24 protein-coding genes are annotated in these 26,925 nt (G+C 67.3%); 11 read left to right on the forward strand and 13 right to left on the reverse strand.

Going from position 1 to position 26,925, the window contains the following annotated elements:
• The first annotated feature begins 58 nt into the window (after positions 1-58).
• From frmR to fghA, 3 genes are read left to right on the forward strand one after another with little or no spacing between them, the layout of a single operon-like run.
• Positions 59-343 carry a formaldehyde-responsive transcriptional repressor FrmR gene (gene frmR / locus FHQ07_RS09840; RefSeq protein ID WP_139716632.1) on the forward strand — a complete coding sequence of 95 codons (285 nt, stop codon included), beginning with the start codon at positions 59-61 and terminating at the stop codon, positions 341-343.
• A gap of 34 nt (positions 344-377) precedes the next feature.
• On the forward strand, positions 378-1,487 hold the full coding sequence (locus FHQ07_RS09845; protein WP_139716633.1) for an S-(hydroxymethyl)glutathione dehydrogenase/class III alcohol dehydrogenase: 1,110 nt from the start codon (positions 378-380) through the stop codon (positions 1,485-1,487).
• Entirely contained in the window at positions 1,487-2,320 is an 834-nt protein-coding gene (gene fghA / locus FHQ07_RS09850; RefSeq protein WP_139716634.1) for an S-formylglutathione hydrolase, read from the forward strand. The genes FHQ07_RS09845 and fghA overlap by 1 nt, the downstream gene beginning before the upstream one ends.
• Positions 2,321-2,324: 4 nt before the next feature.
• On the opposite strand, the gene FHQ07_RS09855 is transcribed toward fghA, so the two are convergent.
• From FHQ07_RS09855 to FHQ07_RS09880, 6 genes are all read right to left on the reverse strand, one after another.
• The gene (locus tag FHQ07_RS09855) at positions 2,325-3,002 is read right to left on the reverse strand and encodes an adenine nucleotide alpha hydrolase (RefSeq protein ID WP_139716635.1); all 678 of its coding nucleotides are present in this window, start codon (positions 3,000-3,002) and stop codon (positions 2,325-2,327) included.
• Positions 3,003-3,016: 14 nt separating this feature from the next.
• Positions 3,017-3,361: a hypothetical protein gene (locus FHQ07_RS09860; RefSeq protein WP_139716636.1), complete on the reverse strand. Its 345-nt coding sequence runs from the start codon at positions 3,359-3,361 to the stop codon at positions 3,017-3,019.
• A 67-nt stretch (positions 3,362-3,428) separates the two neighbouring features.
• Positions 3,429-4,370, reverse strand: a complete 942-nt coding sequence (locus tag FHQ07_RS09865; protein ID WP_139716637.1) for a DegV family protein — start codon at positions 4,368-4,370, stop codon at positions 3,429-3,431.
• Positions 4,371-4,513: 143 nt separating this feature from the next.
• Positions 4,514-4,921: a DUF1761 domain-containing protein gene (locus FHQ07_RS09870; RefSeq protein WP_139716638.1), complete on the reverse strand. Its 408-nt coding sequence runs from the start codon at positions 4,919-4,921 to the stop codon at positions 4,514-4,516.
• Positions 4,922-4,933: 12 nt separating this feature from the next.
• Positions 4,934-6,211 (reverse strand): amidohydrolase family protein, encoded by a 1,278-nt coding sequence (locus FHQ07_RS09875; RefSeq protein ID WP_139716639.1) that lies wholly within the window; start codon positions 6,209-6,211, stop codon positions 4,934-4,936.
• On the reverse strand, positions 6,208-7,620 hold the full coding sequence (locus FHQ07_RS09880; protein WP_139716640.1) for an amidohydrolase: 1,413 nt from the start codon (positions 7,618-7,620) through the stop codon (positions 6,208-6,210). The genes FHQ07_RS09875 and FHQ07_RS09880 overlap by 4 nt, the downstream gene beginning before the upstream one ends.
• Before the next feature lie 123 nt (positions 7,621-7,743).
• Between FHQ07_RS09880 and FHQ07_RS09885 the strand changes: the two genes are divergently transcribed.
• Together FHQ07_RS09885 and FHQ07_RS09890 are read left to right on the forward strand one after the other, a co-directional pair.
• Positions 7,744-8,520, forward strand: coding sequence for an AMP nucleosidase (locus FHQ07_RS09885; protein ID WP_139716641.1), 777 nt, complete (start codon positions 7,744-7,746; stop codon positions 8,518-8,520).
• Positions 8,517-9,056 (forward strand): DUF924 family protein, encoded by a 540-nt coding sequence (locus tag FHQ07_RS09890; RefSeq protein ID WP_139716642.1) that lies wholly within the window; start codon positions 8,517-8,519, stop codon positions 9,054-9,056. Before FHQ07_RS09885 ends, FHQ07_RS09890 begins: the two co-directional genes overlap by 4 nt.
• Here FHQ07_RS09890 and grxD read toward each other — a convergent pair whose 3' ends face one another.
• The 3 genes from grxD to FHQ07_RS09905 are packed head-to-tail and all read right to left on the reverse strand — an operon-like array spanning position 9,057 to position 11,898.
• A complete protein-coding gene (gene grxD / locus FHQ07_RS09895) occupies positions 9,057-9,980 on the reverse strand; it encodes a Grx4 family monothiol glutaredoxin (protein ID WP_139716643.1) in 924 nt (307 codons plus the stop codon).
• Positions 9,981-10,009: 29 nt separating this feature from the next.
• A complete protein-coding gene (locus FHQ07_RS09900) occupies positions 10,010-10,645 on the reverse strand; it encodes an SGNH/GDSL hydrolase family protein (RefSeq protein ID WP_139716644.1) in 636 nt (211 codons plus the stop codon).
• Positions 10,642-11,898 (reverse strand): aminotransferase class I/II-fold pyridoxal phosphate-dependent enzyme, encoded by a 1,257-nt coding sequence (locus FHQ07_RS09905; RefSeq protein WP_139716645.1) that lies wholly within the window; start codon positions 11,896-11,898, stop codon positions 10,642-10,644. Before FHQ07_RS09905 ends, FHQ07_RS09900 begins: the two co-directional genes overlap by 4 nt.
• A 238-nt stretch (positions 11,899-12,136) precedes the next feature.
• Here FHQ07_RS09905 and rsgA point away from each other — a divergent pair, with 238 nt between their 5' ends.
• Genes rsgA through FHQ07_RS09920 form a run of 3 tightly spaced genes read left to right on the forward strand, consistent with a single transcriptional unit; the run spans position 12,137 to position 15,860 of the window.
• Complete coding sequence (gene rsgA / locus FHQ07_RS09910) at positions 12,137-13,228, forward strand: ribosome small subunit-dependent GTPase A (RefSeq protein ID WP_139716646.1); 1,092 nt, start codon at positions 12,137-12,139, stop codon at positions 13,226-13,228.
• Position 13,229: 1 nt separating this feature from the next.
• Entirely contained in the window at positions 13,230-14,495 is a 1,266-nt protein-coding gene (locus FHQ07_RS09915; RefSeq protein WP_139716647.1) for a flavohemoglobin expression-modulating QEGLA motif protein, read from the forward strand.
• A gap of 15 nt (positions 14,496-14,510) precedes the next feature.
• Positions 14,511-15,860 (forward strand): dicarboxylate/amino acid:cation symporter, encoded by a 1,350-nt coding sequence (locus FHQ07_RS09920; protein ID WP_139716648.1) that lies wholly within the window; start codon positions 14,511-14,513, stop codon positions 15,858-15,860.
• 15 nt (positions 15,861-15,875) lie between these two features.
• Here the strand turns inward: FHQ07_RS09920 and gltS are convergent, their stop codons facing one another.
• A complete protein-coding gene (gene gltS / locus FHQ07_RS09925; protein WP_139716649.1) occupies positions 15,876-17,069 on the reverse strand; it encodes a sodium/glutamate symporter in 1,194 nt (397 codons plus the stop codon).
• 83 nt (positions 17,070-17,152) lie between these two features.
• Between gltS and FHQ07_RS09930 the strand changes: the two genes are divergently transcribed.
• Together FHQ07_RS09930 and aceE are read left to right on the forward strand one after the other, a co-directional pair.
• Positions 17,153-19,462, forward strand: coding sequence for an NADP-dependent malic enzyme (locus FHQ07_RS09930; protein ID WP_139716650.1), 2,310 nt, complete (start codon positions 17,153-17,155; stop codon positions 19,460-19,462).
• A 90-nt stretch (positions 19,463-19,552) separates the two neighbouring features.
• Positions 19,553-22,243: a pyruvate dehydrogenase (acetyl-transferring), homodimeric type gene (gene aceE / locus FHQ07_RS09935; protein ID WP_139716651.1), complete on the forward strand. Its 2,691-nt coding sequence runs from the start codon at positions 19,553-19,555 to the stop codon at positions 22,241-22,243.
• Positions 22,244-22,290: 47 nt separating this feature from the next.
• On the opposite strand, the gene FHQ07_RS09940 is transcribed toward aceE, so the two are convergent.
• Complete coding sequence (locus FHQ07_RS09940; protein WP_139716652.1) at positions 22,291-24,306, reverse strand: DUF2075 domain-containing protein; 2,016 nt, start codon at positions 24,304-24,306, stop codon at positions 22,291-22,293.
• Between the two features lie 153 nt (positions 24,307-24,459).
• On the opposite strand from FHQ07_RS09940, the gene FHQ07_RS09945 reads away from it, so the two are divergent.
• On the forward strand, positions 24,460-24,870 hold the full coding sequence (locus tag FHQ07_RS09945; RefSeq protein ID WP_139716653.1) for a hypothetical protein: 411 nt from the start codon (positions 24,460-24,462) through the stop codon (positions 24,868-24,870).
• Here the strand turns inward: FHQ07_RS09945 and FHQ07_RS09950 are convergent.
• Positions 24,833-26,047: a serine hydrolase domain-containing protein gene (locus FHQ07_RS09950; RefSeq protein WP_139716654.1), complete on the reverse strand. Its 1,215-nt coding sequence runs from the start codon at positions 26,045-26,047 to the stop codon at positions 24,833-24,835. The genes FHQ07_RS09945 and FHQ07_RS09950 overlap by 38 nt on opposite strands.
• Before the next feature lie 72 nt (positions 26,048-26,119).
• Positions 26,120-26,896, reverse strand: a complete 777-nt coding sequence (locus FHQ07_RS09955) for a hypothetical protein (RefSeq protein WP_139716655.1) — start codon at positions 26,894-26,896, stop codon at positions 26,120-26,122.
• Between the last annotated feature and the right edge of the window lie 29 nt (positions 26,897-26,925).

A 26,925-nucleotide genomic window follows, 5' to 3' on the forward strand; every position in this document is an offset into this window, starting at 1 on the left:
GGGCGGCGTCCCGGCGGGCATGGTATACTCCCCACCAGTATCGGTCGCGAGAATCGCCATGCCGCATTCGGCGGAAGACAAGAAGCGCGCCACCACCCGCCTGCGCCGCATCCGCGGGCAGGTGGATGCGCTGGAGCGCGCGGTCGAAGCCGGCACCGAGTGCGCGCCGATCCTGCAGCAGCTGGCGGCCCTGCGCGGCGCGGTCAACGGCCTGATGGCCGAGATCCTGGACGGCCACCTGCGCGAGGAATTCACCCAGGTCGCCACCGACCCGAAGATCCGCAGGCAGCACCAGCAGAGCATCGACGAAGTGATCGCGCTGGTGCGTTCCTACCTGAAATGACCCCTCATCCGTTTTCCGCCCTGGAGCCACGCCCATGAAATCCCGCGCCGCCGTCGCCTTCGCCGCAGGCGAACCACTGCAGATCGTCGAGATCGACGTCGCCCCGCCGCAAGCCGGCGAGGTGCTGGTGAAGATCACCCATACCGGCGTCTGCCACACCGATGCGTTCACCCTGTCCGGCGACGATCCGGAAGGCCTGTTCCCGGTCGTGCTGGGCCACGAGGGCGCCGGCATCGTGGTCGAAGTGGGCGAGGGCGTGACCTCGGTGAAGCCGGGCGACCACGTCATCCCGCTGTACACCGCCGAATGCGGGCAGTGCCTGTTCTGCAAGAGCGGCAAGACCAACCTGTGCACGGCGGTGCGCGCGACCCAGGGCAAGGGCGTGATGCCGGACGGCACTTCGCGTTTCTCTTACAACGGCCAGCCGCTGTACCACTACATGGGCTGCTCGACCTTCAGCGAATACACGGTCGTCGCCGAGGTCTCGCTGGCGAAGATCAATCCCGACGCGAACCCGGAACACGTCTGCCTGCTCGGCTGCGGCGTGACCACCGGCATCGGCGCGGTGCACAACACCGCCAAGGTGCAGGAAGGCGACAGCGTCGCGGTGTTCGGCCTGGGCGGGATCGGGCTGGCGGTGATCCAGGGCGCGCGCCAGGCCAAGGCCGGCCGGATCATCGCCATCGACACCAATCCGTCGAAGTTCGAGATGGCCCGCGAATTCGGCGCCACCGACTGCGTCAACCCGAAGGACCACGACAAGCCGGTCCAGCAGGTGGTGGTCGAGATGACCGGCTGGGGCGTTGATCATTCCTTCGAGTGCATCGGCAACGTCAACGTGATGCGCGCGGCGCTGGAATGCGCGCACCGCGGCTGGGGCCAGTCGGTGATCATCGGCGTGGCCGGCGCCGGGCAGGAAATTTCCACGCGGCCGTTCCAGCTGGTGACCGGACGCAAGTGGATGGGGACCGCGTTCGGCGGGGTGAAGGGCCGCACGCAGCTGCCCGGCATGGTCGAGGACGCGATGAAGGGCGAGATCCAGCTGGCGCCGTTCGTGACCCACACCATGCCGCTGGATGCGATCAACGAGGCCTTCGACCTGATGCACGAAGGCAAGTCGATCCGCAGCGTCGTGCACTTCTGATGGAGCGCATCGAACAACGCGCCTGCTTCGGCGGCTGGCAGGAGGTCTATCGGCACCACTCGTCGGCGCTCGATTGCGACATGACCTTCGCGATCTACCTGCCGCCGCAGGCCGGGCACGGGCCGGTGCCGGTGCTGTACTGGCTGTCCGGGCTGACCTGCAGCGAGCAGAACTTCATCACCAAGGCCGGCGCGCAGCGCTACGCGGCGGAACACGGCATCGCCATCGTCTGTCCGGACACCAGTCCGCGCGGCGACGGCGTGGCCGATGCGGACGGTTACGACCTCGGCAAGGGCGCGGGGTTCTACGTGGACGCCACGCAGGCGCCGTGGGCCGCGCATTACCGCATGCACGACTACGTGGTGCGCGAATTGCCGGCGCTGGTCGAGGCGAACTTCCCGGTCACCGATGCGCGCGCGATCAGCGGCCACTCGATGGGCGGTCACGGCGCGCTGGTGGCGGCGTTGCGCAACCCGGGGCGCTATCGCAGCGTGTCGGCGTTCGCGCCGATCGTGGCGCCGTCGCAGGTGCCGTGGGGCGAGAAGGCGTTCGCCGCCTACCTGGGCGACGAGCGCGAGGCATGGGCGCGCTACGACGCCACCGCGCTGGTGTCGGGCGAGCTGCGCGAGCGGCTGCCGCTGCTGGTCGACCAGGGCACCGCCGACGAATTCCTGTCCCAGCAGTTGCGGCCGGAACTGCTGCACGTGGCCTGCGAGACCCACGGCCATCCGCTGACGCTGCGCATGCAGCCCGGCCACGACCACAGCTACTACTTCATCGCCAGCTTCATCGGCGAACACGTCGCCCACCATGCGGCGGCCCTGCACCGGTGACGGTTCAGGCCATCGCGAAATCGGTATAGGCGAAGCGGCCGTCGCGCAGCACGGTCTTGCCGCGCTCCACCGCGATCGGCGCGGCGAACATCGGGCCGGCATGCACGCAGGTATGGAATTCGCCGTTCTCGCCGCAGGGATCGATGCCCGCCGGCAGCTCGCCGAGCAGGTGCCGATCGTAGGCGCGGCCGGCGAACGCGGGGTCGAGTTGCGTCGTGTCCACGCAGCACAGGTGCGCGCGCAGCCCGCCGGCGAGCATCTCGCGCGCCAGGCGCGCGGTGTCGCTGCCGAACAGCGGATAGTGCGGGGTCCAGCCCAGCCGCGCGCACTGCGCATCGCGGTAGGCCTTGATGTCCGCCAGGAACAGGTCGCCGAAGGCGATGTCGCGCAGGCCCGGCCAGTACGCCGCCGCGTCGCGCAGCGCCTCGGCGAATGCCGCCTGGTAGCGCGCGTTGTCGGCCTGCCGCGGCATCGGCGCCTCGATCACCGGCAGGCCGGCCGCGCGCGCCTGCGCGTGCAGCACCTCGACGCGGATGCCCTGCATCGCGATCCGCCGGTACTCCTCGGTGATGGTGGTGACCAGGCCGACGACCTCGACATCGTCGCGCTGGCGCAAGGCGTGCAAAGCCCAGGCGGCATCCTTGCCGCCGCTCCACGACAGCAGGACCGGGGTGCGCGCCACGGCAGCCGCCGTGCTCAGGCGGAGGTCACGTCGCGCAGTTGCCAGCCATTGCCGGCGAGCAGGCCCAGGCGTTGCCGCATCACCGCCGAAGGCAGCGCGGTGGTCACCACCAGGTCGACGTGCAGGTCGTCCTGCTTGCCGCTGACGGTCGCATCGGCATCGGTCGCGCCGAGCGCGGGATCCACGGCGTCCGGATCGTCCTGCTGCGCGCGCCAGCGTTCGAACAGCCCGTCGCTGCGCAATGCCTCCTGCAATTCGGCGGCGAAGGCTTCCGCCCCCTGCGCGCGGAAGGCCAGGCCGGCATCGGCCCCGCGTGCGCGGGCCGGGTCCGGCAGGCTGATGTAGTAACGCGTGGGCATGTGCGCTCCATCGTCGTGGCGAAGCGCATAGCCTAAGCGCGCCGCGTTAGCGCGGCGTGGTCGCGGGTCATTCGAACTTGGCCGGCTCCGCGGCGAAGCCCACCACCAGCCCGCCCTGGCCGACGTTGACCATGCCGGACAGGCTCATCACGCTCTCGAACACCTCGACGTTGTGCTCGGCGCAGGTTTCGCGCAGGCGTTCGTAGCCGGGCAGGGCGCGCATGCTGGCCAGTTCGCCGCCGAAGCTCAGGCTCATCGTCGGCGTCATCAAGCCGGCGCGCACGCGGCTGCCGGCGAAGTCGAACAGCTTCTCGGCCGCGGTGTTGAAGCCCTTCACCTTGGCCACCGGGCCGGTATCGCCGCGGTTGCAGTGCAGGATCGGCTTGATGTCGAGCGCGGAGCCCAATGCGGCGCTGAAGAAGCTGACGCTCTTGTCGCCGCGCTTCTTGATCCGGTTGCGCAGGTAGATCAGGTCGGGCGGCACCATGTAGCCCTGGGTGAACAGGGCCAGGTTCTCCAGCCGCGCGCGGATCTTGGGCGCGCCTTCGCCGGCCGCGCGCAGGCGCGCGGCCTCGATCGCCAGCACGCCGACCGCGGCGAACACGTTCTGGCTGTCGATCACCCGCAGCGAGAACGGGGTGTTGTTGCCGGCCGCCGCGCGCACCGGCTTGTAGTCGTTGAGGATGGTGAAGCTGGCCTGCTGCGCATTGTCGAAGATGCCGCTGCGCGAGCGGGTGGTGCAGATGCAGAACACGTAGTCGTAGTCCAGCACCAGCTTGGACAGGAACAGGTCGTGCACCTGCTGCACGGTGTAGGGCGTGGTCTCGGCGTTGTACGCCTGCGCCGCGGTGTCGCCGGTGAGGAAGTTGAGCGTCGCTTCCTCGTTGCGCATGTCGGCGAGCACCGCGTTGCCGATCTGCACGGTCACCGGGAGGATCGTGATCTCTTCCTGTCCGATGAAGTCGGACGGTACGTCGCAAGCCGAATCCACCACGATCCCGATACGCATGTCGCCCCCCGCCCCTGTCCAGTTGCGCCGAACCTACCGCAACTGCCGGCCATATGCATGTGGCAAAGCGGCATGGCCGCGGGCGCGCGGCGGCAATGCTCGACGCCGGTCGCAGTTCCGGCGCCGGCCGCCGGCCGCCCCGGTCAGTGCCAGAGCCCCAGGATCAGTCCGTACAGGGTGAACTGCAGGGTGTGGTAGCCGCCGTCGATCAGCCACAGCTTGAGGCTGCGGCCGGCGAAGGCGTAGTTGATGCCGAAGCTCATCGCCACGTAGGCCAGGCCGGTCAGGAAGCCGGCGTGCAGGGCGATGAACAGCGGCGGATCCGGGCGCAGGATCACCGCGAACGCGGCGGCGGCGACCAGCGCGGCGGCGAAGGCGGTGCCGAACACCGTCGCCGGGTGCGACTTCGGCTTGGCCTCGGGATCGATCCCGGCCTCGCGGCACCAGGCGTGCTTGAACAGCGGCCCGTACCAGATGCCGCCGAGCAGGAAGGCGGAGACGGCGGCGGCCAGCACCGCCAGCCAGTTGATGTCGACGAAGTTCGGTCCCATGGCGTCGCTCCTTCAGCGTGCGTCGTTCGGATAAGCGCGGGGCAGGCCATTGTCGGGATGCAGGTAGCGGTCGCGCAATTCGGTCTGGCGCGAGCGCATCGGGATCGCGCGGCCGTCCATCCACACCTGCTGGGCGACGTTGGCGACATCGAGCGGATCGCCGCTCCACAGCACCAGGTCGGCGCGCTGGCCGACCGCGATCGTGCCCAGTTCGCCGCCGATGCCGAATGCGTTCGCCGGCACCGCGGTCAGCCCCGCCAGCGCCGCTTCCCACGGCAGCCCGTTGGCCACCGCGTTGCCCGCCAGCTGGCGGATCTTGCGCGCGTTGTGCGAGGCGTCGCCGGACTGCGAGAACGACACCCGCACGCCGGCGGCGTCAAGGCGCGCGGCGTTCTCCAGAGTGGCGCCGAGCTCGTCGAAATCCGCCGGCAGGTCGGCCAGCGCATCGACGAACACCGGCACCCCGGCGGCGGCGATCTGCGGTGCCACCTTCCAGCCCTCGGTGGCGCCGAGCAGGGCGATGCTGACCCCGCGCTGCTTCGACCAGCGCAGCAGGCGCAGGATGTCGGCCGCGCGCTGGATGCGCACCACCACGCGTCCGCCGCCGCCGAAGTACTTCGCCAGCGTCGTGCGGCCCGCGGGGGTGAGCAGGGCGAACCGCGAATCCTGCGGGATGCGCCCGCGCACTTCGTCGATCAGCTGGTCGAGCAGCATCCACTGCGCCGCGCGCGAACTGCCGCTGAGCGAGGCACCGTCGCCGCCGAGGGTGACGAACAATACCCGCGGGCCGATCGCGTCGAGGCTGCCGTCCAGCCGCACCGTGCCCCCCTGGCCGCCGATGAACGAGCCGCCCGCCTTGCTGCCGGCGGCGAGCGTGGTCCAGCCGATGCCTTCCACCCGCGCCACCGGCACCAGCACCGAGTCCGGGTTGTAGGCCAGGGTCACGTCGAATTCCGGCCGCACCTGCATGTCGCTGGCGCCGCTGCCGAGCGCCAGGGTTTCGTCCACGGTGGCCGATTCGCCGGAAACCTCTTCCACGCCGATGTCGGTGATGCCGCCGAACAGGGTCGGCGTCAGCGGCCGGCCCTGGGCATCGACCACCTGTGCATTGCCCGCTGACAGGCCGTTGCCGACCGCGGCGATGCGGCCGCCCTTCACCAGCACGTCGGCGTGCTGCAGGGTGCCGCGCGCGCCGGCGGTATGCACGGTGGCGTTGCGGATCAGCAGGTCCTGCGCGGAGGCGACGCCGCATGCGGCGAACAAGGCCGCGACCAAGGCCAGGCGCTTCATCGCACACCTCCGCGCACCAGGTCCTGCCCGAGCAGGAAGTCCGACTTCGGTTGTCGCGATGGGTCGTGGCGGTCATAGAGGCGCGCGCCATCGATGTAGACCTGTTCGGCCTGCGCGTAACTGCTGAACGGGTTGCCGTTCCACAGCACCACGTCGGCCATCTTGCCGCGCTCCAGCGTGCCGGTCTGGGCGAGGATGCCCATCGACTTCGCCGGGTTCTGCGTGATCCACTGGATCGCGTGTTCGGGCGCGATGTCGATGCCGATCCGCTTCGCGTTCGCCATCACCTTCGCCGCTTCCTGGTTGAGGCGCTGGATGCCTTCCTCGGAATCCGAATGCACGATCGCGCAGCTGCCGGGCACGCGGTCGACCAGCGCGATGTTCTCCTGGATGCCGTCGAAGCTCTCCATCTTGAAGCCCCACCAGTCCGCCCACAGCGCGGCGCACACGCCTTCGGCGGCCAGCCGGTCGGCGATCTTGTAGGCCTCCACGCCGTGGTGGAAGGCGCTGATCCTGAAGCCGTATTCCTTGGCCAGGTCGAGCATGATCGCCATCTCGTCGGCGCGGTAGCAGTGGATGTTGACCCGGATGTCGCCGTTGATCGCGCCGGCTAGGGTGTCGAGTTTCAGGTCGCGCTTGCCGCCGGAGTCCTTGTCGGAATCGGGCTTGGCCATGGCATCCTTGCGCTTCTTCATGTACTCGGCGGCATCGGCGAACGCGGCGCGATAGCCGGCGATGTTGCCCATCCGCGTCGACGGCCCGCCCTTCTGCCCGTACACGCGCTTGGGGTTCTCGCCGCAGGCCATCTTCAGGCCCCACGGCGCGCCGGGGAATTTCATGCCCTGGTAGGTGATCGAGGAGACGTTCTTCACCGTCACCCCGCGCCCGCCGATCAGGTTGGCGGAACCGGGCAGGATCTGCAGGCTGGTCACGCCGCCGGCCAATGCGGTGTGGAAGCCGGGGTCCTGCGGCCAGATCGAGTGCTCCGCCCACACGTTGGCGGTGACCGGCGCGGTGGCTTCGTTGCCGTCGCTGTGCGCGCTCACGCCGGGGCTGGCGTACACGCCCAGGTGCGAGTGGATGTCGATGATGCCGGGCGTGACCCACTTGCCGGTGGCGTCCACGCGCAGCGCATCGGCGGTGGTTTCAAGCCCGTTGCCGACCGCGACGATCCTGCCGTCGCGCATCAGCACGTCGGCGTCGTCCAGCCGCTGGCCGTTGCCGATGAGCACCGTGGCGTGCTGCAGCAGCACCGGCGGCCCCATGATCCGCTTGTAGGTGCTGGGGTACGGGTCGGCGGCGAAGCCCAGGTCCGGCTTGGCATCGGCGCTGGCGGTCTTCGGCGGCGGCGCGCTGGCGCAACCGGCCAGCAGGGCCACCGCGAGCGCGGCGGTCAACGGTTTCGACATGCGATTTTCCCCGGCACACGGCGTGCGAGGGAGCACCGTAACCCGGGCCGCCGGCGCGCGCCACATGACCGTGGTCATGGGTATGGGAAAATGCGCGGACAACAACAAGAACCGGAGGCGGCAATGAAGGACAAGCACGAGATCGTCGACAACTGGCTGCCGCGCTACACCGGGGTGCCGCTGGACGGCTTCGGCGAGCACATCCTGCTCACCAATTTCGGCGGCTACCTCTCGCATTTCTCGGAGATGACCGGCGCGCCGGTGGTCGGCCTGGACCGGCCGATGCCCAGCGCCACCGCCGACGGCATCACCATGATCAACTTCGGCATGGGCAGCCCGAACGCGGCGACCATGATGGACCTGCTGTCGGCGATCATGCCCAAGGCGGTGCTGTTCCTCGGCAAGTGCGGCGGCCTGAAGAAGAAGAACCAGCTCGGCGACCTGGTGCTGCCGATCGCCGCGATCCGCGGCGAGGGCACCAGCAACGACTACCTGCCGCCGCAGGTGCCGGCGCTGCCGGCGTTCGCCATGCAGCGGGTGATCTCCACCAGCATCCGCGACATGGAGCTGGACTACTGGACCGGCACCGTCTACACCACCAACCGCCGGGTCTGGGAACACGACGAGGACTTCAAGGAAAAATTGCGCGCGATGCGCTGCATGGCGATCGACATGGAGACCGCCACCATCTTCGCCGCCGGCTTCGCCAACCGCATCCCCTGCGGCGCGCTGCTGCTGGTCAGCGACCAGCCGATGATCCCGGAAGGCGTGAAGACCGAAGCCAGCGACGCCAAGGTCTCCGCCGACTACGTGCGCAACCACATCAAGGTCGGCATCGAATCGCTGAAGCTGATCCGCCGCCACGGCAAGTCGGTGCGGCACCTGCGGTTCGACGAATGAGCATCGCGCCCGACGAGGTCGTCGCGTTCTGGCGCGAGGCCGGCTACGGCAAGTGGTTCCGTGGCGGCGACGCGTTCGATGCCGAATGCCGCGCACGGTTCCTCGATGCGCACCACGCCGCTGCGCGCCGCGAGTACGAAGGCTGGATGGACACGGCCGACGGTGCGCTGGCCTTGCTGGTCCTGCTCGACCAGATCCCGCGCAACGTGTTCCGCGACAGCGGCCACGCCTTCGCCACCGACCCGCTGGCGCGGCACTACGCGGTGCGCGCGCTCGACGCCGGCTTCGACGCGAACGTCGACCCCACGCTGCGCCTGTTCTTCTACCTGCCGTTCGAGCACGCCGAGGACATGGCCGACCAGGACCGCGCGCTCGCGCTGTTCACCGCGCTCGGCGATGCCAACCTGCTGGCATACGCCACCGCGCATCGCGACGCGATCGTGCGTTTCGGCCGCTTCCCGCACCGCAACGCCGCGCTCGGGCGCAGCAACACACCCGAAGAGCAGGCTTGGCTGGATGCGGGCGGCGGGTTCTGATCAGTAGCGCGGCACGGACGGGTCGATCTCCGCCCAGGCGCTGATGCCGCCGGCGATGTTGTAGACCTCGCGGAACCCGAGCGCGCGGAAATGCTCCGCGGCCTGCGCGCTGCGGCCGCCGCTGTGGCACAGGAACGCCAGCGGCCTGTCTTTCGGCAAGGCTTCGATTTCTTCGACGCCGTCGTCGAAGGTGGCGTGGTCGAGCGGGATCGACGCTTGCGCGCGTTCGTCGGCGGGACGCACGTCGACGATGGTCAGGCTGCCGGCCTGCGCGCGCGCGCTGGCGTCGGCAGGGCTGAGGTTGCGCACCTTCGGCGGCGCGTTGGGGTTGTCGATCACCAGGCCCTTGCCGCGTTCGTCGTCGGCCCAGTCGATCGACATGCCGCGCGCGCGCTGCGCGCTGGCCAGGTCGAACTGCGCGCGGATGCCCGCCGATTCGCTGGCGATGGCGGCATCGTCGCGCTGCGCCAGTTGCAGGCGCGCGTTGTAGGCGTTGTCGATGTCGATCTGCAGCACGAAGCCGTCGCCGGCATCGGCGATGGCCTGCTGCAGCATCGCGGCGGCGGCCGGGGTGATGGTGATCTGCGGCGGCGTGCGGTCCGGCGCCGGCAGGCCCAGCGCGGCATGCAGTTCGCCGCTGCCGGCCATCTGCAGGATGATGTCGGAACCGCCGACCAGCTCGCCGCCGATGTACAGCTGCGGGATGGTCGGCCAGTCGCCGTAGGCCTTGATGCCTTCGCGGATCTCCGGATCCTGCAGCACGTCGACGTGCGCATAGGTCGCGCCGGCCGCGTCCAGTGCGCCCACCGCCTTCGACGAGAAGCCGCAGGCCGGCGCGCGCGGATTGCCCTTCATGAACAGGACGACGGGGTTGGCGGCCAGCAGCGAGTCGATGCGGGCGCGCAGGGCGGGGTCGAGGGACATGGGGGTATTCCGGAGGCGGGGACTCGATTTTACGCTTCGGCGAGCAAACCCCGCGCGACCGGCAGCGCTTCGGCGGTCCAGCGCGCATACATCGCGGCCGACGGATGCAACCCGTCCTCGGCCAGCATCGCCGCCGCATCGCCGCCGTCGCGGCTGATCCCGGTGATGTCCACGAAGGCCACGCCCTGCGCTTCGCACGCATCGCGGGCAACGGCGTTGTAGGCATCCAGTTCGCGGGCGATCCGGCGCGGGCTGCGCAATTCCCTGCGCGCGAACGGGGTCACCCCCCAATCCGGGATCGACAGCACCAGCACCCGCTCCGCGCGCGCGTCCGCCAGCGCGATCGCGCGCTGCAAGAGGCTCGCGAACTCGCCAAGGTAGTCGTCGACCTCGCGCCCGCGGTACTGGTTGTTGACGCCGATCAGCAGCGAGACGAAATCCCATTCGCCCAGCGGTTCGGCATCGTCCATCGCCGCCGACAATTCGTCGGTGGTCCAGCCGGTGGTGGCGATGATGCGGGGGTCGGCGATGGCGATGCCGGCTTCGCGCAACGCGCGTGCCAGTTGCATCGGCCAGCGGCCCGCTTCAGCGACGCCCTCGCCGATGCTGTAGGAATCGCCGAGGGCGAGATAGGAAAGCTGCGCCTGCGGCAGCGCGTCGGTCATGCGACCGCGCTGCGGCTGGGCGCGTCCGCGCGCCGCGACAGCACGCGGTCGATGCGCGCGAACACCTCGCGCAGCACCGGCGCTTCCGGCAGCAGGGTCACGCGGAAGTGGTTGCGGTAGGGCACGTTGAAGCTGGTGCCGGGGACGATCAGCACGTCCTCCTCTTCCAGCATCTGCAGGGCGAACTCGTGGTCGTCGAAGCCGCGCGCGGCATCGCCCACCACCTGCGGGAAGCCGTACAGCGCGCCGGCCGGGGCGACCAGCGACAGGTGCGGGCTGGCTTCGCAGGCCTCGATCAGCGCCTTGCGGGTTTCGTACAGGCGGCCGCCCGGTTCGCACAGCGGGGTGATGGTGTCGGCGCCGTGCAACGCCTGCTCGATCGCGAACTGGCCCGGCACGTTGGCGCACAGGCGCAGCGCACCGAGCAGGTCCATCGCGTGGTGGAAATCGCCGCTGGCCAGCGGGTCGCCGCTCAGCACCGCCCAGCCCACGCGCCAGCCGCAGGCGCGATGGACCTTGGACAGGCCGCCGAAGCTCAGGCAGGGCAGGTCGCCGGCCAGCGGCGCAACCGGCTGGAAGGTGTTGCCGTCGTACAGGATGTGGTCGTAGATCTCGTCGACCAGCAGCAGCAGGCGGTAGCGCTGGGCGATGGCGACGATGCGCTCGAGGATTTCGCGCGGGTAGTTGGCGCCGGTCGGGTTGTTCGGGTTGATCAGCACGATGGCGCGGGTGCGCGAGGACACCAGCGATTCGATCTGCTCCGGGTCCGGCAGGAAGCCGTTGTCGCGGTCGCACTTGTAGTAGACCGGGCGGCCGTCGTTGAGGATGGTGGCCGCGCTCCACAACGGGTAGTCGGGCGAGGGCACCAGCACTTCCTCGCCCGGGTTGAGCAGGGCGCGCAGGGAAATGTCGATCAGTTCGCTGACGCCGTTGCCGACGAACACCCGCTCCGGCGACGCATTCGGCGTGCCGCGCGCCTTGTGGAAGGCGGCGATGGCTTCGCGCGCTTCCGGCAGGCCCTGCTGGTGGGTGTAGGGGTCGGTGCGCGCGATGCGGCCGGCGATCGCCTGCTGCAGGTGCTCCGGCGCACGGAAGCCGAAGGCGCCGGGATTGCCGATGTTGAGCTTGATCAGGCTGCGGCCCTGGCCTTCCAGCTCGCGGGCGCGGCGGGCGAGTTCGCCGCGGATTTCGTAGCGGACCTCGGTCAGGCGGGTACGGGTGGCGATCTTGTTGCGCGGGTTGAACGACGACATCGGGCGGGGGCGGGGGCGGCAAACGGACTGCAAGCCTAGCGGAAATGGCCCCTCGCCGTGGCATGGCCCTGCCCGGGGCAAGGTTCGCCGCTTGGGCCTCGCATCCGGCTCCGATGCGCGGCCGCAGGCCATCCATGGCCTGCTCGAACCCTGCCGCGGGCAGGGCAAAGCCACTGCAATATCGCTTCGCGTGGAGGCTAGAATCGCGCCATGACGGCCTTCCGCGACGCATGACCCCCTGCAGGCCATCGGCTGGCGCTGGACGCCGCCGACCCTCGACCCGGCCTGGGCCGGATTGATCGCCGCGCATCCGCAGGCACGCCCGGCGCGGATCAGCGAACAGCACCGCAGCGGCTACCTCGTCGCGGAAACCGTCGACGCCTCGCATCGCGCCGAATCGCTGCCGGAATGGCAGCGCGCCGGCAGCTACCGCAAGGGCGAGGTCACCCCCGAATCACGGCCCGCGGTCGGCGATTGGGTGCTGGTCGAAGGCGAGGCGCCGAATGCGTTGCGCATCGTCGCCCTGCTGCCGCGGTTTTCCGCGATCAAGCGCGGCGCCGCCGGCGAGCATTACAAGCAGCAGGTGATCGCCGCCAACATCGACACCGTGTTCGTGGTCTGCGGCCTCGATGCCGACTTCAACCCGCGCCGGATCGAACGTTACCTGCTGCTGGTCGGCGGCAGCGGCGTGCAGCCGGTGATCGTGCTGACCAAGTCCGACAAGGACGGCGCCGATGTCGAGGCCGCGCTGCACGAATTGCGCGCGCTCGACGTGCCGGTGCTGGCGGTGAATGCCAAGGACCGCGCCAGCGTGGCCGCGCTGGAACCGTGGCTGGGCGATGGCCAGAGCATCGTGCTGGTCGGCAGTTCCGGCGCCGGCAAGTCGACGCTGACGAATACCCTGCTCGGCATCGACAGGATGAAGACCGGCGCGGTGCGCGAAGGCGACGATCGCGGGCGTCATACCACCACCCATCGCGCGCTGATCGCGCTGCCGTCCGGCGCCTGCCTGATCGATACGCCCGGCATGCGCGAGCTCAAGCCGACCGGCGAGGAAGTCGTCGCCGAAAGCTTCGCCGACATCGAGGCACTGGCCGCGCAATGCAGGTTCAACGACTGCCGGCACCAGAAGGAACCCGGCTGCGCGGTGCGCGCGGCGATCGAGCGCGGCGAAGTGGATGCGCAGCGCGTCGCCAACTTCCTCAAGCTCAGCGACGAGGTCGCCGGCGCCGCCAACAAGCTGGCCACGCGCCTGGCGCAGCAGGCCGATGCCAAGGTGCAGAACAAGGCCATGTACAAGCGCATCGACGAAAAATACGGGCGTCATTGAGATGGCCGACAGCACGCTTTCCGCCGACATCGCCCACCACGCCGCGCTCGACGCGCGGATGGCGAAGGCGGCGAAGTCGATCCGCCTGCTCAGCCTGGTCAGCTGGCCGGCCAGCGAGCAGCAGACTTTCCTCGCCGACTACGCGCAGGGCCGGGCGAAGCTGCCGGCGCACGAGTATCCGAAGCACGATTTCTCCGACGCGCGCCGCGAATTCGAGGCGATCATCGCCGCCGCCGATCCGGCGCACCCGCTCGGCATCTACCTGGTCGAGTCGGCGCGCAGCTGGTCGCTGGCCGCCGAGTTGCTGGAGCAGCTGGGCACTCCGCGGGTCAGCGAATTGTCGGTGGCGCTGTTCGGCAAGCCGGAGCACATCCTGCCGGGCGGGGCGACCACGCGCGAGGCGGCCAACCACTTCATCGCGATCGCCGACGAACTCGACCGCGAGCTGCTGGCGCCGTCGGAACAGGTCGCGATCTCGGCGACCTCGTTGAGCCTGCAGTTGCAGGCGGCGCTGGACGATTATTTCGATGGACGGGTGATCACCGTCGAGCTGGACCCCGACCTGATCGCCAAGGCCGCGGCCGGCGCCACCCGCATCCGCCTGCGCGCGGGCGCCGCGTTTTCCGATTACGACCGCCACCAGCTGCTGCAGCATGAAGCCTTCGTGCATTCGCTGACCGCGCTCAACGGCCAACGCCAGGCGGTGTTGCCGAGCATGGCGCTGTCCTCGCCGCGCACCACCGCAACCCAGGAAGGGCTTGCGACCTTCGCCGAGCAGATCACCGGCAGCATCGACATCGAGCGGATGAAGCGGGTCAGCCTGCGCATCGAGGCGGTGGCGATGGCGCTGGACGGCGCGGATTTCATGGCGGTGTTCCGCTATTTCCTCGATGCCGGCCAGAACGAAACCGAAAGCTTCACCTCCGCGCAGCGGGTGTTCCGCGGCGTGCCCACCAGCGGCGGCGCGGCGTTCACCAAGGACACGGTCTACCTGCGCGGGCTGATCGGCGTGCACACCTTCTTCCGCTGGGCGCTCAAGCACGGCAAGTTGCGCCTGTGCCGACTGCTGTTCGCCGGCAAGATGACCCTGGCCGACGTGCAGCGCTTCGAGCCGCTGTTCGACAGCGGCGACTTGTCGCCGCCGCGCTGGTTGCCGGAGTGGGTGGAACGCGCGAACGGGCTGGCCGGGATGCTGGCGTTCTCGCTGTTCGCCAACCGCATCCGGCTGGAACAGATCGTCGATGCGGAAAGCGTCGCCGACCTGTAGACGGGAATCGCATCGATGCCGCAGCCGAACGCTTCCATGCCCGCCGGCGCCATCGGTCGCCTGCCCTGGTATCGCCACCTGTACCTGCAGGTGCTGGCCGCGATCGCACTGGGTGCGCTGCTCGGCCATTTCCAGCCGGCGCTGGGCGAAAGCCTGAAGCCGCTGGGCGATGCCTTCATCAAGCTGGTGAAGATGGTGATCGCGCCGGTGGTATTCCTGACCATCGTCACCGGCATCGCCGGCATGAACGAGTTGCGCGCGGTGGGGCGCGTGTTCGTCAAGGCGATGGCGTATTTCCTGTGCTTCTCGACGCTGGCGCTGGTGGTCGGGCTGCTGGTGGCGCACGTGGTGCAGCCGGGCGCGGGCCTGAACGTGGATCCGGCCACGCTGGATGCGGCGGCGATCACCGGCTATGTCGAGAAATCGCACGAGCTGAGCCTGACCGGCTTCCTGCTCGACATCATCCCGACCACCCTGGTCAGCGCCTTCGTCGACGGCAACATCCTGCAGGCCTTGTTCGTGGCGATCCTGTTCGGGATCGCGCTGGCGATGGTCGGCGAACGCGGCAAGCCGGTGCAGCAGTTCCTGGAGGCGCTGACCGTGCCGGTGTTCCAGCTGGTGCACCTGCTGATGCGCGCGGCGCCGATCGGCGCGTTCGGCGCGATCGCCTACACCATCGGCAAGCACGGCCTGCACGTGCTCGGCAACCTGGCCTTGCTGGTGGGCAGTTTCTACCTGACTTCGCTGCTGTTCGTGCTGGTCATCCTCGGCACTGTGTGCCGGCTGTGCGGCTTCTCGATCTTCAAGCTGATCCGCTACATGAAGGCGGAATTGCTGCTGGTGTTGGGTACCTCGTCGTCGGAATCGGCATTGCCGTCGCTGATGGAGAAGATGGAGGAAGCGGGGTGCAAGAAGTCGGTGGTCGGGCTGGTGGTGCCCACCGGCTATTCGTTCAACCTCGACGGCACCAACATCTACATGACGCTGGCCGCGTTGTTCATCGCCCAGGCCACCAACACGGAACTGTCATGGGGCCAGCAACTCACCCTGCTGCTGGTGGCGATGCTGAGCTCCAAGGGCGCGGCGGGGGTGACCGGGGCCGGTTTCGTCACCCTGGCGGCCACGCTGTCGGTGGTGCCGGACGTGCCGGTGGCCGGGATGGTGCTGATCCTCGGCGTCGACCGCTTCATGAGCGAATGCCGCTCGCTGACCAATTTCATCGGCAATGCGGTGGCCACCGTGGTGGTGGCGCGCTGGGACGGCGCGCTGGATCGCATGCAGCTGCAGCGTGCGCTGGACGGCAGGCTGCCGGACCTGGCGACCGATCCGGCATCGCCGCGGGTGCCCGGTGCGGATCCGCGCTGAGCCGCGCCCGCCGGCTCATTTCCAGAGGTTGATGAAGCCGGTGATGATCAGCGCATTGCTGAAGTCGATGAAGAACGCGCCGACCAGCGGCGCCACCAGGAACGCGCGCGGCGCCGCGCCGTAGCGTTCGACCAGGGTACGCATCACCGCCATCGCGTTGGCGGTGGTGCCGAGCATGAAGCCGATGAAGCCGCCGCCCATCACCGCCGCGTCGTAGTCGCGGCCCATCGCGCGCAACACCACCAGGCAGAACAGCGAGACCAGCAGCGCCTGCAGGCCGAGGTTGACCAGCAGCGGCATCGCCAGCCCGGCCAGTTCCCACAGCTTGAGGTTCATCAGCGCCAGCGACAGGAACAGGGCCAGGCAGACGTTGCCGATCACGTCGGTGGTGGGCACCGACAGGCCGATGAGATGGGTGCGGTCGTCGAGGTTGCGGATCAGCGCGCCGACCAGCATCGCGCCGACGTAGGCCGGCAGGGTCGCGCCGGTCGCGGAGATCCATTGGCTCACCGATGCGCCCAGCCACATCGCGACCAGGATCGCGACGATGCTCTTCAGCGCGGCGTGCTCGCGCTGGTCCTCGGTGGCGATTTCCAGCGTGCCCATCCCGGTGGGCGCGCTATGGTCCGACGGCCGCGACGACACCAGCCCGTAGCGATGGATCAGCAGCGTCGCCACCGGCCCGCCGATCAGGCCGCCGCAGACGATGCCGGCCATCGCCGCGGCCACCGCGATCGATTCGGCGCCGGCCACCCCGGCCTGCTCGAACAGCGGCGCGAACGCGAGCCCGGTCGCCGGCCCGCCGGCCAGGGTGGTCGCACCGGCCAGCACGCCGAACAGCGGGTGCAGGCCGAATCCCATCGCCACCGCGATCCCCAGCAGGTTCTGCACCACCGCGTAGCCGCTGGCCAGCAACAGGAACACCAGCACCTGGCGCCCGCTGATCTTGAGCAGCCAGAAACTGGCGTTGAAGCCGATGGTGGTGAAGAAGGCGATCATCAGCGGCGTCTGCAGGCTGGTATCCAGCACGAACAGCGCGGTGCCGCGCGCGTGCGCAAGCCATGCCGCCAGCGCGAATAGCAGACCGCCGATCACCGGCGGCGGCAGGTTGTAGCGCCCCAGCAGCGGGATCGCGCGGCACAGGGCATAGCCCAGGAACAGGGCGATGCCGGCCAGGGCCAGGCTCTGCACGGCGTCGAGTTGCATCATGCGGGTCTCCTGCGCGTGCCGCCGGGCGGGCCATGGATGGGCGAAGCGGTATCATCTCCCATCCGCAGAATGGGTTAGCGCAGATGTCCGATACCCCCGGCAACGACGACCTGAAACAGGCCGCCCTCGACTATCACTCGCTGGAGCCGAAGGGCAAGATCAAGGTCAGCGCGACCAAGCCGATGGTGACCCAGCGCGACCTGGCGCTGGCCTATTCGCCGGGCGTGGCCTACGCCTGCGAGGAAATCGCCGCCGATCCCAAGCTGGCCAGCGAATACACCGCGCGCGGCAACCTGGTCGCGGTGGTCACCAACGGCACCGCCGTGCTCGGGCTGGGCGACATCGGCCCGCTGGCCGGCAAACCGGTGATGGAAGGCAAGGGCGTGCTGTTCCAGAAGTTCGCCGGCATCGACGTGTTCGACATCGAGATCAACGAGCGCGACCCCGACAAGCTGGTCGACATCATCGCCTCGCTGGAACCGACCTTCGGCGGCATCAACCTGGAAGACATCAAGGCGCCGGAATGCTTCATCGTCGAGCGCAAGCTGCGCGAGCGGATGAACATCCCGGTGTTCCACGACGACCAGCACGGCACCGCGATCATCGTCGGCGCCGCGGTGCTCAACGCGCTGGAGATCACCGGCAAGGACATCGCCACGGTCAAGCTGGCCACCTCCGGCGCGGGCGCGGCCGGCATCGCCTGCCTCGACATGCTGGTGGCGCTGGGCATGAAGCCGGAGAACATCCTGGCGGTGGACCGCGACGGCGTGCTGTACACCGGCCGCGGCCACATGGACCCGGACAAGCAGCGCTACGCGCGCGACACCGACAAGCGCACGCTGGCCGACATCGTCGCCGGCGCCGACATCTTCCTGGGCCTGTCCGCCGGCGGCGTGCTGAAGCCGGAGATGGTGGCGACAATGGCGGAGAAACCCATCATCCTCGCCCTGGCCAATCCGTATCCCGAAATCCTGCCGGAAGACGCGAAGCAGGTGCGCCCGGACTGCATCATCGCCACCGGCCGTTCGGACTACCCGAACCAGGTCAACAACGCGCTGTGCTTCCCCTACATCTTCCGCGGCGCGCTGGATGCCGGTGCGACGGAAATCAACGAAGCGATGAAGCTGGCCTGCGTGCGCGCCATCGCCGAACTCGCGCGCAAGGAAGCCTCCGACCTCGGCAGCGCCTACGGCGGCGAAGTGCCGAAGTTCGGCCCGGAGTACCTGATCCCGCGCCCGTTCGACCCGCGCCTGTTGACCATGCTGGCGCCGGCGGTGGCGAAGGCGGCGGCGGAGTCCGGCATCGCCGAGCGCCCGGTCGCCGACCTCGCGGCCTACAAGGAAAAACTCGGCCAGTTCATCTATCGCACCAGCCTGATGATGAAGCCGGTGTACGAGCGCGCGCGCAGCGACCGCAAGCGCGTGGTTTACGCCGAGGGCGAGGAATACGTGGTGCTGCAGGCGGTGCAGACGGTGATCGACGAAGGCCTGGCCTTCCCGATCCTGATCGGCCGGCCGGACGTGATCAACAAGCGCATCGGCAAGCTCGGCCTGCGCATGCGCGAGGGCGTCGATTTCGAACTGACCGACATCGGCGACGATCCGCGCTTCGAGGACTACTGGCGCCAGTACCACGCGCTGACCGAGCGCCGCGGCGTCACCCCGAGCGCGGCGCGCAACCTGATGCGCTCGCGGCCGACCCTGATCGCCGCGCTGATGGTGGAGCGCGGCGAGGCGGACGCGATGATCACCGGGATCGTCGGGCGCTTCCACAAGAAGCTGGGCTACATGCGCAGCGTGTTCGACTTCGAGCAGGGCGTCACCGGCACCGCGGCGATGACCGGCGTGATCAACGATGCCGGCGCCTGGTTCTTCCTCGACACCCATGTGCAGCTCGACCCGAGCGCGGAGCAGATCGCCGAGGCCACCCTGATGGCCAGCTACCGGCTCAAGCTGTTCGGCATCGAGCCGAAGGTGGCGCTGCTCTCGCATTCCAACTACGGCAGTCACCAGGACGCCAGCGCGCTGAAGATGCGCCGCGCCTACGAGATCATCCGCCAGCGCCAGCCGAAGCTGGAGGTCGACGGCGAGATGATGGCGGACACCGCCTGGGACGAGGCGCTGCGCCAGCGCATCTTCCCCAACACCCGGCTCAAGGGCCGCGCCAACCTGCTGGTGATGCCGAACCTGGACGCCGCCAACATCGGCTACAACCTGATCCGCGTGGCCACCGGCGGCGTCGCCATCGGCCCGATCCTGATGGGCCTGGACCAGCCGGCGCACATCCTGACCCCGTCGTCCTCGTCGCGGCGGATCGTCAACATGAGCGCGATCGTGGCGGTGGAAGCGCAGATCCGCGCGGAAATGCGCGGCGAAAAGAAAACATCCGGGTAAAACCAGATTTAGGCTGCGGCGCAGCATCACGCGCCGCGGATCGCTTGCTAGACTCGCCCTCCGACCGATCTTTTGGCGATGGAGCACGCGATGAACTGGCTCAACGAAATGCTGCAGAACGATCCCGACCCGCAGGAATCGCGGGAATGGATCGAATCGCTGAAGGCGGTCATCGACCACGACGGCGCCGGCCGCGCGCACCAGCTGCTGGAAGGCATGGTCGAGCTGACCCGCCGCGCCGGCGCGCACCTGCCGTTCGCGCCCACCACCGAATACATCAACACCATCCCCACCCACCTGGAACCGGCGTTCCCGGGCGATCCCACCATGGAATGGCGGATCCGCTCGATGATCCGCTGGAACGCGATGGCGATGGTGGTGCGCGCCAACCGCAAGCCCGGCGACCTGGGCGGGCACATCGCCAGCTTCGCCTCCTCGGCGACCCTGTACGACGTTGGCTTCAACCACTTCTGGCGCGCCCCCAGTGCCGATCACCCGGGTGATTTGCTGTACATCCAGGGCCACAGCTCGCCGGGCATCTACGCGCGCGCCTTCCTTGAGGGCCGGATCAGCGAATCGCAGCTCGACAACTTCCGCATGGAAGTCGACGGCCGCGGCATTTCCTCCTACCCGCACCCGTGGCTGATGCCGGATTTCTGGCAGACCCCGACGGTGTCGATGGGCCTGGGCCCGCTGGCCGCGATCTACCAGGCGCGCAGCTGGAAGTACCTGGAGGCGCGCGGGCTGATGCCGAAGACCGACCGCAAGGTGTGGTGCTTCCTCGGCGATGGCGAGACCGACGAACCCGAATCGCTGGGCGCGATCGGCGTGGCCGGCCGCGAGGGCCTGGACAACCTGGTGTTCGTCATCAACTGCAACCTGCAGCGCCTGGACGGCCCGGTGCGCGGCAACGGCAAGATCATCCAGGAACTGGAAGGCGCGTTCCGCGGCCACGGCTGGAACGTGATCAAGACCATCTGGGGCGGCTACTGGGATCCGCTGCTGGCCAAGGACACGCAGGGCATCCTGCGCAAGGTCATGATGGAAACCGTCGACGGCGAATACCAGAACTGCAAGGCCTTCGGCGGCGCGTACACCCGCGAGCATTTCTTCGGCAAGACCCCGGAAACGCTGGCGATGGTCGCCAACATGAGCGACGACGACATCTGGCGCCTCAACCGCGGCGGCCACGACCCGCACAAGGTGTACGCGGCCTACGACGCGGCGGTGAAGACCGTCGGCCAGCCGACCGTGATCCTCGCCAAGACGGTGAAGGGCTACGGCATGGGCACCGCCGGCGAGGCCTTGAACCCCACCCACCAGACCAAGAAACTGGACGACGACGCGGTGCGCGCGTTCCGCGACCGCTTCAAGCTGCCGATCGACGACGCCCAGTTCAAGGACGGCAACGTGCCGTTCTTCCGCCCGGACGAGAAGTCGCCGGAAATGGAATACATGCGCGAACGCCGCGCGCAGAAGGGCGGCTACCTGCCGCAGCGCCGGCGCAAGGCCACGCAATCGCTGGAAGTGCCGCCGCTGGCCACCTTCGAGCGCCTGCTGAAGTCCACCGGCGAGCGCGAGATCAGCACCACCATGGCCTTCGTGCAGATGTTCAACATCATCCTGCGCGACAAGCAGGTCGGCCCGCGCTGCGTGCCGATCGTCGCCGACGAGGCGCGCACCTTCGGCATGGAAGGCCTGTTCCGCCAGCTCGGCATCTACGCCCCGCAGGGCCAGAAGTACAAGCCGGTGGACGCCGACCAGCTGATGTTCTACCGCGAGGACGCGGCCGGGCAGGTGCTGGAGGAAGGCATCACCGAGGCCGGCGCGTTCTCCAGCTGGCTGGCGCTGGCGACCAGCTACAGCACCAACGACCTGCCGATGCTGCCGTTCTACATCTACTACTCGATGTTCGGCTTCCAGCGCGTCGGCGATTCGGCCTGGCAGGCCGGCGACATGCGCGCGCGCGGCTTCATGCTCGGCGGCACCGCCGGCCGCACCACCCTCAACGGCGAAGGCCTGCAGCACGAGGACGGCCAGTCGCACATCCAGAGCAGCTTCATCCCGAACGTGCGCAGCTACGACCCGACCTTCGCCTACGAAGTGGTCACCGTGGTCCAGCACGGCATGCAGCGGATGCTGGCCGAGCAGCAGGACGAGTACTTCTACATCACCCTGATGAACGAGAACTACAGCCATCCGGAGATGCCGGAAGGCAGCGCGGAGGGGATCATCAAGGGCATGTACCTGCTGAAGGACGCCGGCAAGGCCAGGAAGGGCGAGCTGCGCGTGCAGCTGCTGGGCAGCGGCACCATCCTGCGCGAGGTGATCGCCGCCGCCGACCTGCTGGATGCCGACTTCGGCATCAAGGCCGACCTCTGGTCCTGCCCCAGCTTCACCGAACTGGCCCGCGACGGCGTCGATGCCGAACGCTGGAACAGGTTCCACCCGGAAGCCAAGGCCCCGCGCAAGGCATGGGTCACCCAGCAACTGGAAGGCCGCAGCGGCCCGGCCATCGCCGCCACCGACTACGTCCGCACCTTCGCCAACCAGATCCGCGAATACGTGCCGATGCGCTACAGCGTGCTCGGCACCGACGGCTACGGCCGCAGCGATACCCGCGCGAACCTGCGCCGGCATTTCGAGGTGGATCGCTTCCATGTCGCGCATGCGGCGGTGGCGGCGCTGGCGGCGGATGGCAAGCTGACCGCCAAGGACGTGGCGCGGGCGATCAAGCTATACAAGCTGGATGCGGAGAAGCAGAACCCGCTGTTGGCTTGATCGGGTCTGCCGTTAGAAGTGAAAAAGGCGGCCGATGGCCGCTTTTTTCATGGCAGTTCCTGCAGTCCAATTGATTTGAAGTATTCGAATGTTGGGTCGTAGAAACTCGCAGCGCGAGTTGGATCTTCATCGCTGCCATTTGGCACAACGAGAACCATGCCTTGGCGCGCACGCGTCAACAGAACCCGGTAGGCATTTTTCAGATAGATCTGACGTTCGAGTTTTTTGATTCGATTCCAGCGAGTGCCTTTGAACTCGTGGTGGGACCAGCTAGTTCCGTTGAAGCGAAGATCGCCGTCCCACACCACGCAAGCCCAGTCCAGCTCAAGTCCTTGCACTTGGAATTCGGTGGCAACGTCTTCGAGGTAGTAGGAGGATCGGGTGTCTTCCTTGCCATCCAGAAACCATTTGACCGGGTCGGTCTTGACGCGAACATCAATCGCGTGTGGCTTGAGTCGTTGTGCTTGCGAAGACACCACGATGCCGTAGCGTTCAGAGCCACGCGCTTGGTCGCGTAGCCATTGCTTCGCAATGCCGAGGTTACGGGTGATCTTGATTGGATAACGTGCGACGACTTGTGCAAGAGTTCGTTTTGCAGCTTCTTGCTCAATATCCAAGACTTCACGGACAAATTTGCTGAGCGATTCGGCGCGGAAGGAGCGCATCGATGTCGCAAGGTGTAGGTCGTGGTTGCGCTTGGTTGTGGGCAGTGCGAGCACTTTCTTGAGTGAATCGTCGCTTCGATACTCGGATTCCGTGAGGCTAGGCGATAAATGCACCTCCCAGTCTCTGAATCGTTTGAGAACTGCATCCAGCCATTCGCTGATACCGGCCTCGCCGGTATTGATCTCCTGTCCGCCGCCAACGAGGCAAACAACAACGGCCCAATCTTGGTGGCGATTGACGCAGGAAATCAGGAACTCCGGTTCGGATTGATTGAAGCCCGGTCGGTTCTTCTTTCGCGCCATGAAGTTGGTCGTTTGCTCCAGCGTCCATGCGCGCTGTGCTTCATCGAATAGGACAACGTGCTCTGGTGGAGCTCCTTCATCTGCAAGGCAGTCATCGCGAAAGTGGTGAACGTTCTGGATGAAGGTCGCGATCTTCTGGCGTGCTTCACCTTTTCTGATAGTCATGCCTTGGATAGAGGCTCGTGCAACGGTGTCTCGTGCCAAGGCTTCTCGCAGTACGGCAACTAGCGGGCCGTTGCCAGATAAGAAGACGCTGTAGGTTGCGCTGTCTTTGTCGAGGTGTCGGTTAGCCACGTCGAGCCCTACAAGCGTCTTGCCGGCCCCCGGTACGCCTGTCACGAAGCAGATGGCCTTCTTCCCCGAGCTGCGTGCGTCCTCAATAATCTGATCAATGGCTTTCGATGTGGCAGATAGGTTCTGCGCGCCGGCATCACTTCGAGAGATCGCTTCAACCGAATGGCCGGCGTACAAAGCGCGGGCTGCTTCAACGATTGTTGGTGTTGGCAAGTAGCGACCGCTTTCCCAGTTGGAAATGTCAATGCGTGGTGCTTTCAGGAAAGTTAGAGTCTGCGCGACGACTTCCTGCAAGTCATCCGCATTGGCTCGAATCGGACGAACAAGATCATCGTCGTGCAATGTGTAATGCAGTTCAATCGTTTGAGATTTGGCCTTGGTGGCCACCAGCACAGGCGCGATGCAGATGCTATGGCTCGCGTCGTGGAAATTTTTAAGGTCAAGCGCGTAGTCCCAAACTTGGTCAAGTGCGGAAACATTGAACTGGGACTCGCCGGCTTTGAATTCAACAACGAAGAGAACGTGCCCGACGATAAGAATCACATCTACCCGTCGACCCAGACGAGGAATCGTGTATTCGAAGTAGATTTTGGCGGAAGATTGTTCTAAATCCGCAAGTTTGAGTGCCTTAAGAATTTCAATTTGTTCTTGCCAAGCGTTGTTCTGCGTGAGTTCGAGATCTCCGCCTGCTCGGCGAGCCATCTCACCAAGAATCTCGTCGCTGCTCTGCCGGACAAACTCCTCGAATCGCGCACCATAAAGCCAGCGACATACGATTGATTCCGCTTTATCGCTTTGCATTTCTTAACTGTCCATTGCGTCCCCGGGCGCTATCCCAGGGTAGCAGCACTTCTCCGGACCTGCTTAAGCCAGTCTCGTGTGCTGCGAAATACCTAGCCTAGTCTCTGAAGTGGGCAATTGGTCATCGGGAAAATCGTGGATAACCGTCACTGCGTGTTCGAATACATGTACCGCGATGCAGGTAATTGGAAGACATACGGGGCATTGCTGTTGGTTGGCGGTCCGCATGGTTTTCGAGAAACGCTTCGTGGATGCCTTGAGTGGGCGGATTTGTTTGTCGCGGAACAGGTGGGTGTTCCTTCACTCTATGAGACGCATCTGATCGAATGTGATGATGGACCGTCTGATCTCGACCACGCATATCACGAATTTGTTGACCTGCGAGAGGCTACGGAGGCTGATTTGGTGGTTTTGAAGGTGGTTGGTTCTTTTGAAGGTGGTTGGTTCTTTAGACGATCTAATCGCTGGAATGCAAAAGGCGGCAGGTCATTGGGATGTCAGGCTTTCGCCGAATTATTGTTTTTGATCACCAACCCGCCGCGCTCTGCTCCTCAACCCGACTAAACGCCGACCGCTCCCCCGCCTCCGGCTTGTCGTTGCCGGTGCTGAAATACACCACCCCGGTGCCGGCCTTCCGATCCACCCACAACCCCGCCAGCAACCCATACGCATTGCCGCTGTGGCCGATGCGCTGCACGCCGTCGCCGAAGGGATCGTCGCCGCAGTCGGGCAGGCCGGTGGCCAGGGTGTGCACGGCCAGGCCGTAGCGGCAGGTGAAGCCGCCCTTGGTGCGGATCGGATCGTCTTCCTCGAGGGTCAGGCCGTTGCCGTCCTTCCAGCTCCATTGCGGGCCGATCATCGCGCGTACCGATGCCGGCGTGAGCAGACGCACGCCATCGACTTCGCCATCGCCCAGCAACAGGCGGCCGATCTTCGACAGGTCGCTGGCGGAAATGCGCAGGCCGCCTTGCGGGCCGAACACGTTGGGCGCGGCGCCGGCGCGCCATTTGCTCAGGTCGCAACTGCCGTCGCTGGCCTTGGTGATGCCGCAGGCCGGCTTCTTGCCCTGGTTGTCGTCGACTTGCGGCTTGCCTTCGCCGTACAGCACCACCGCGCGCGCGGCGGTGGCATCGTCGCAGGTCGGCCAGCCGTAGCAGGCGTGCAGGCCCAGCGGCTTGATCACCAGCCGCTGCATCAGCAGGTCGAGGCGTTCGCCGGTGCTGCGCTCCATCACCGCGCCGATCAGCGGGAAGCCGACATTCGCGTAGCGCCAGTAGGTGCCGGGCGCGTGCTGCGCGTCCCAGGCCTTCGGGTCGTCGAGCAGCTTGCGGAATTCGCCGTCCAGCGGCACCTGCCAGTAGCCGGCGCCATCGGTCAGGCTGGCGGTGTGCGAGAGCAGCAGGCGCAGGGTGATCTTCTTGTTCGGAAAGTTCGGATTGCGCAGCGTCCAGCCCAGCGTCTTCGAGACATCGGCATCGAGGTCGAGCTTGCCTTGTTCGACCAGCCGCATCACCCCGATCGCCAGCACCAGCTTGCTGATCGAGGCGATCCGCACCGGATCGTCGATGCCGATCGCGCGCTTGCTCGCGGGATTGGCATAGCCGGAGGTTTGCGTGCTGGTGATGCCGTCGCGGTCGAAGGTCACGCGCACGCGGGCCGTGGGCGAAGCCGCCTGCGCTTCGGCGGCGTGGGCGATGCCGAGGCAGGACAGCAGGGCGAGCAGGACGGCGAATCGACGCATTGGCTTGGACTCACGGCGGCGGTGGCGATGACGTTGTGCCATCGCCACGCGCATCGCGCAATGTGCAGGACGTCAGTCGGGCGCGCGCGCCGGGTTCGGCAGCAGGCCGCCCGGATACTTGCGGCGCAACAGTACCGTCTGCAGCAACAGCACCACGGCGATGGCAATGGCGACCCATGCCGCGGTCTGTGCGCCGGGCAGGCCGCTGTCGGACTGCTTCACGTACACCGCGACCAGCGCCCACAGCGCGGCCATTACGTAGTCGATGTTGCCGCGCATGCGCAGGTTGACCATCAGCAGCAGCAACGCGGCCAGCGCGAACAGCACCAGGCTCCACGGCAGCTGGTGGGTGGTGGAGGCCAGCTGGTAGGCCACGACCACCTGCGCCAGATTGAGGAACGCCGCCAGCGACAGCCAGCCGGCGTGCAGCGACAGCGGCAGCCACGCCCACAGCCACTGGCCTTCCTGCGGGGTGCGGTCGTGCGACAGGATCATCGCGCAACGGATCAGGCAGAAGGTCGCGGCGAAGATCACCAGCAGGCACAGCCAGAACTGGCCCATCGAGAACAGCGGCATCCACAGCGTGGTCAGCGCGAAGCCCGCCGCGGCCCATGGTGCGATGCGCGCCGCGGTGTCGTCGGTCTTGCGCATGCCGGTGGTTTGCCAGACGGCGTAGACCAGGTCGAGCAGGAAGATCAGGCCCCAGATCGCGAAGGCGTAGCCGGCGGCGACCAGCAGGGTGGGGTAGCGATCCGACATCGTCCCGTTGTCGGGGCCGAAGGTGCCGGTATTGGAGAGCCAGGCCACCACCGGCATGGCGATGGCGAACAACAGGACGAGCAGGCGCATGGCGGGATCCTCGGTGGCGCGATATGCGA

This window comes from Thermomonas aquatica, assembly GCF_006337105.1.
GTDB lineage: Bacteria > Pseudomonadota > Gammaproteobacteria > Xanthomonadales > Xanthomonadaceae > Thermomonas > Thermomonas aquatica.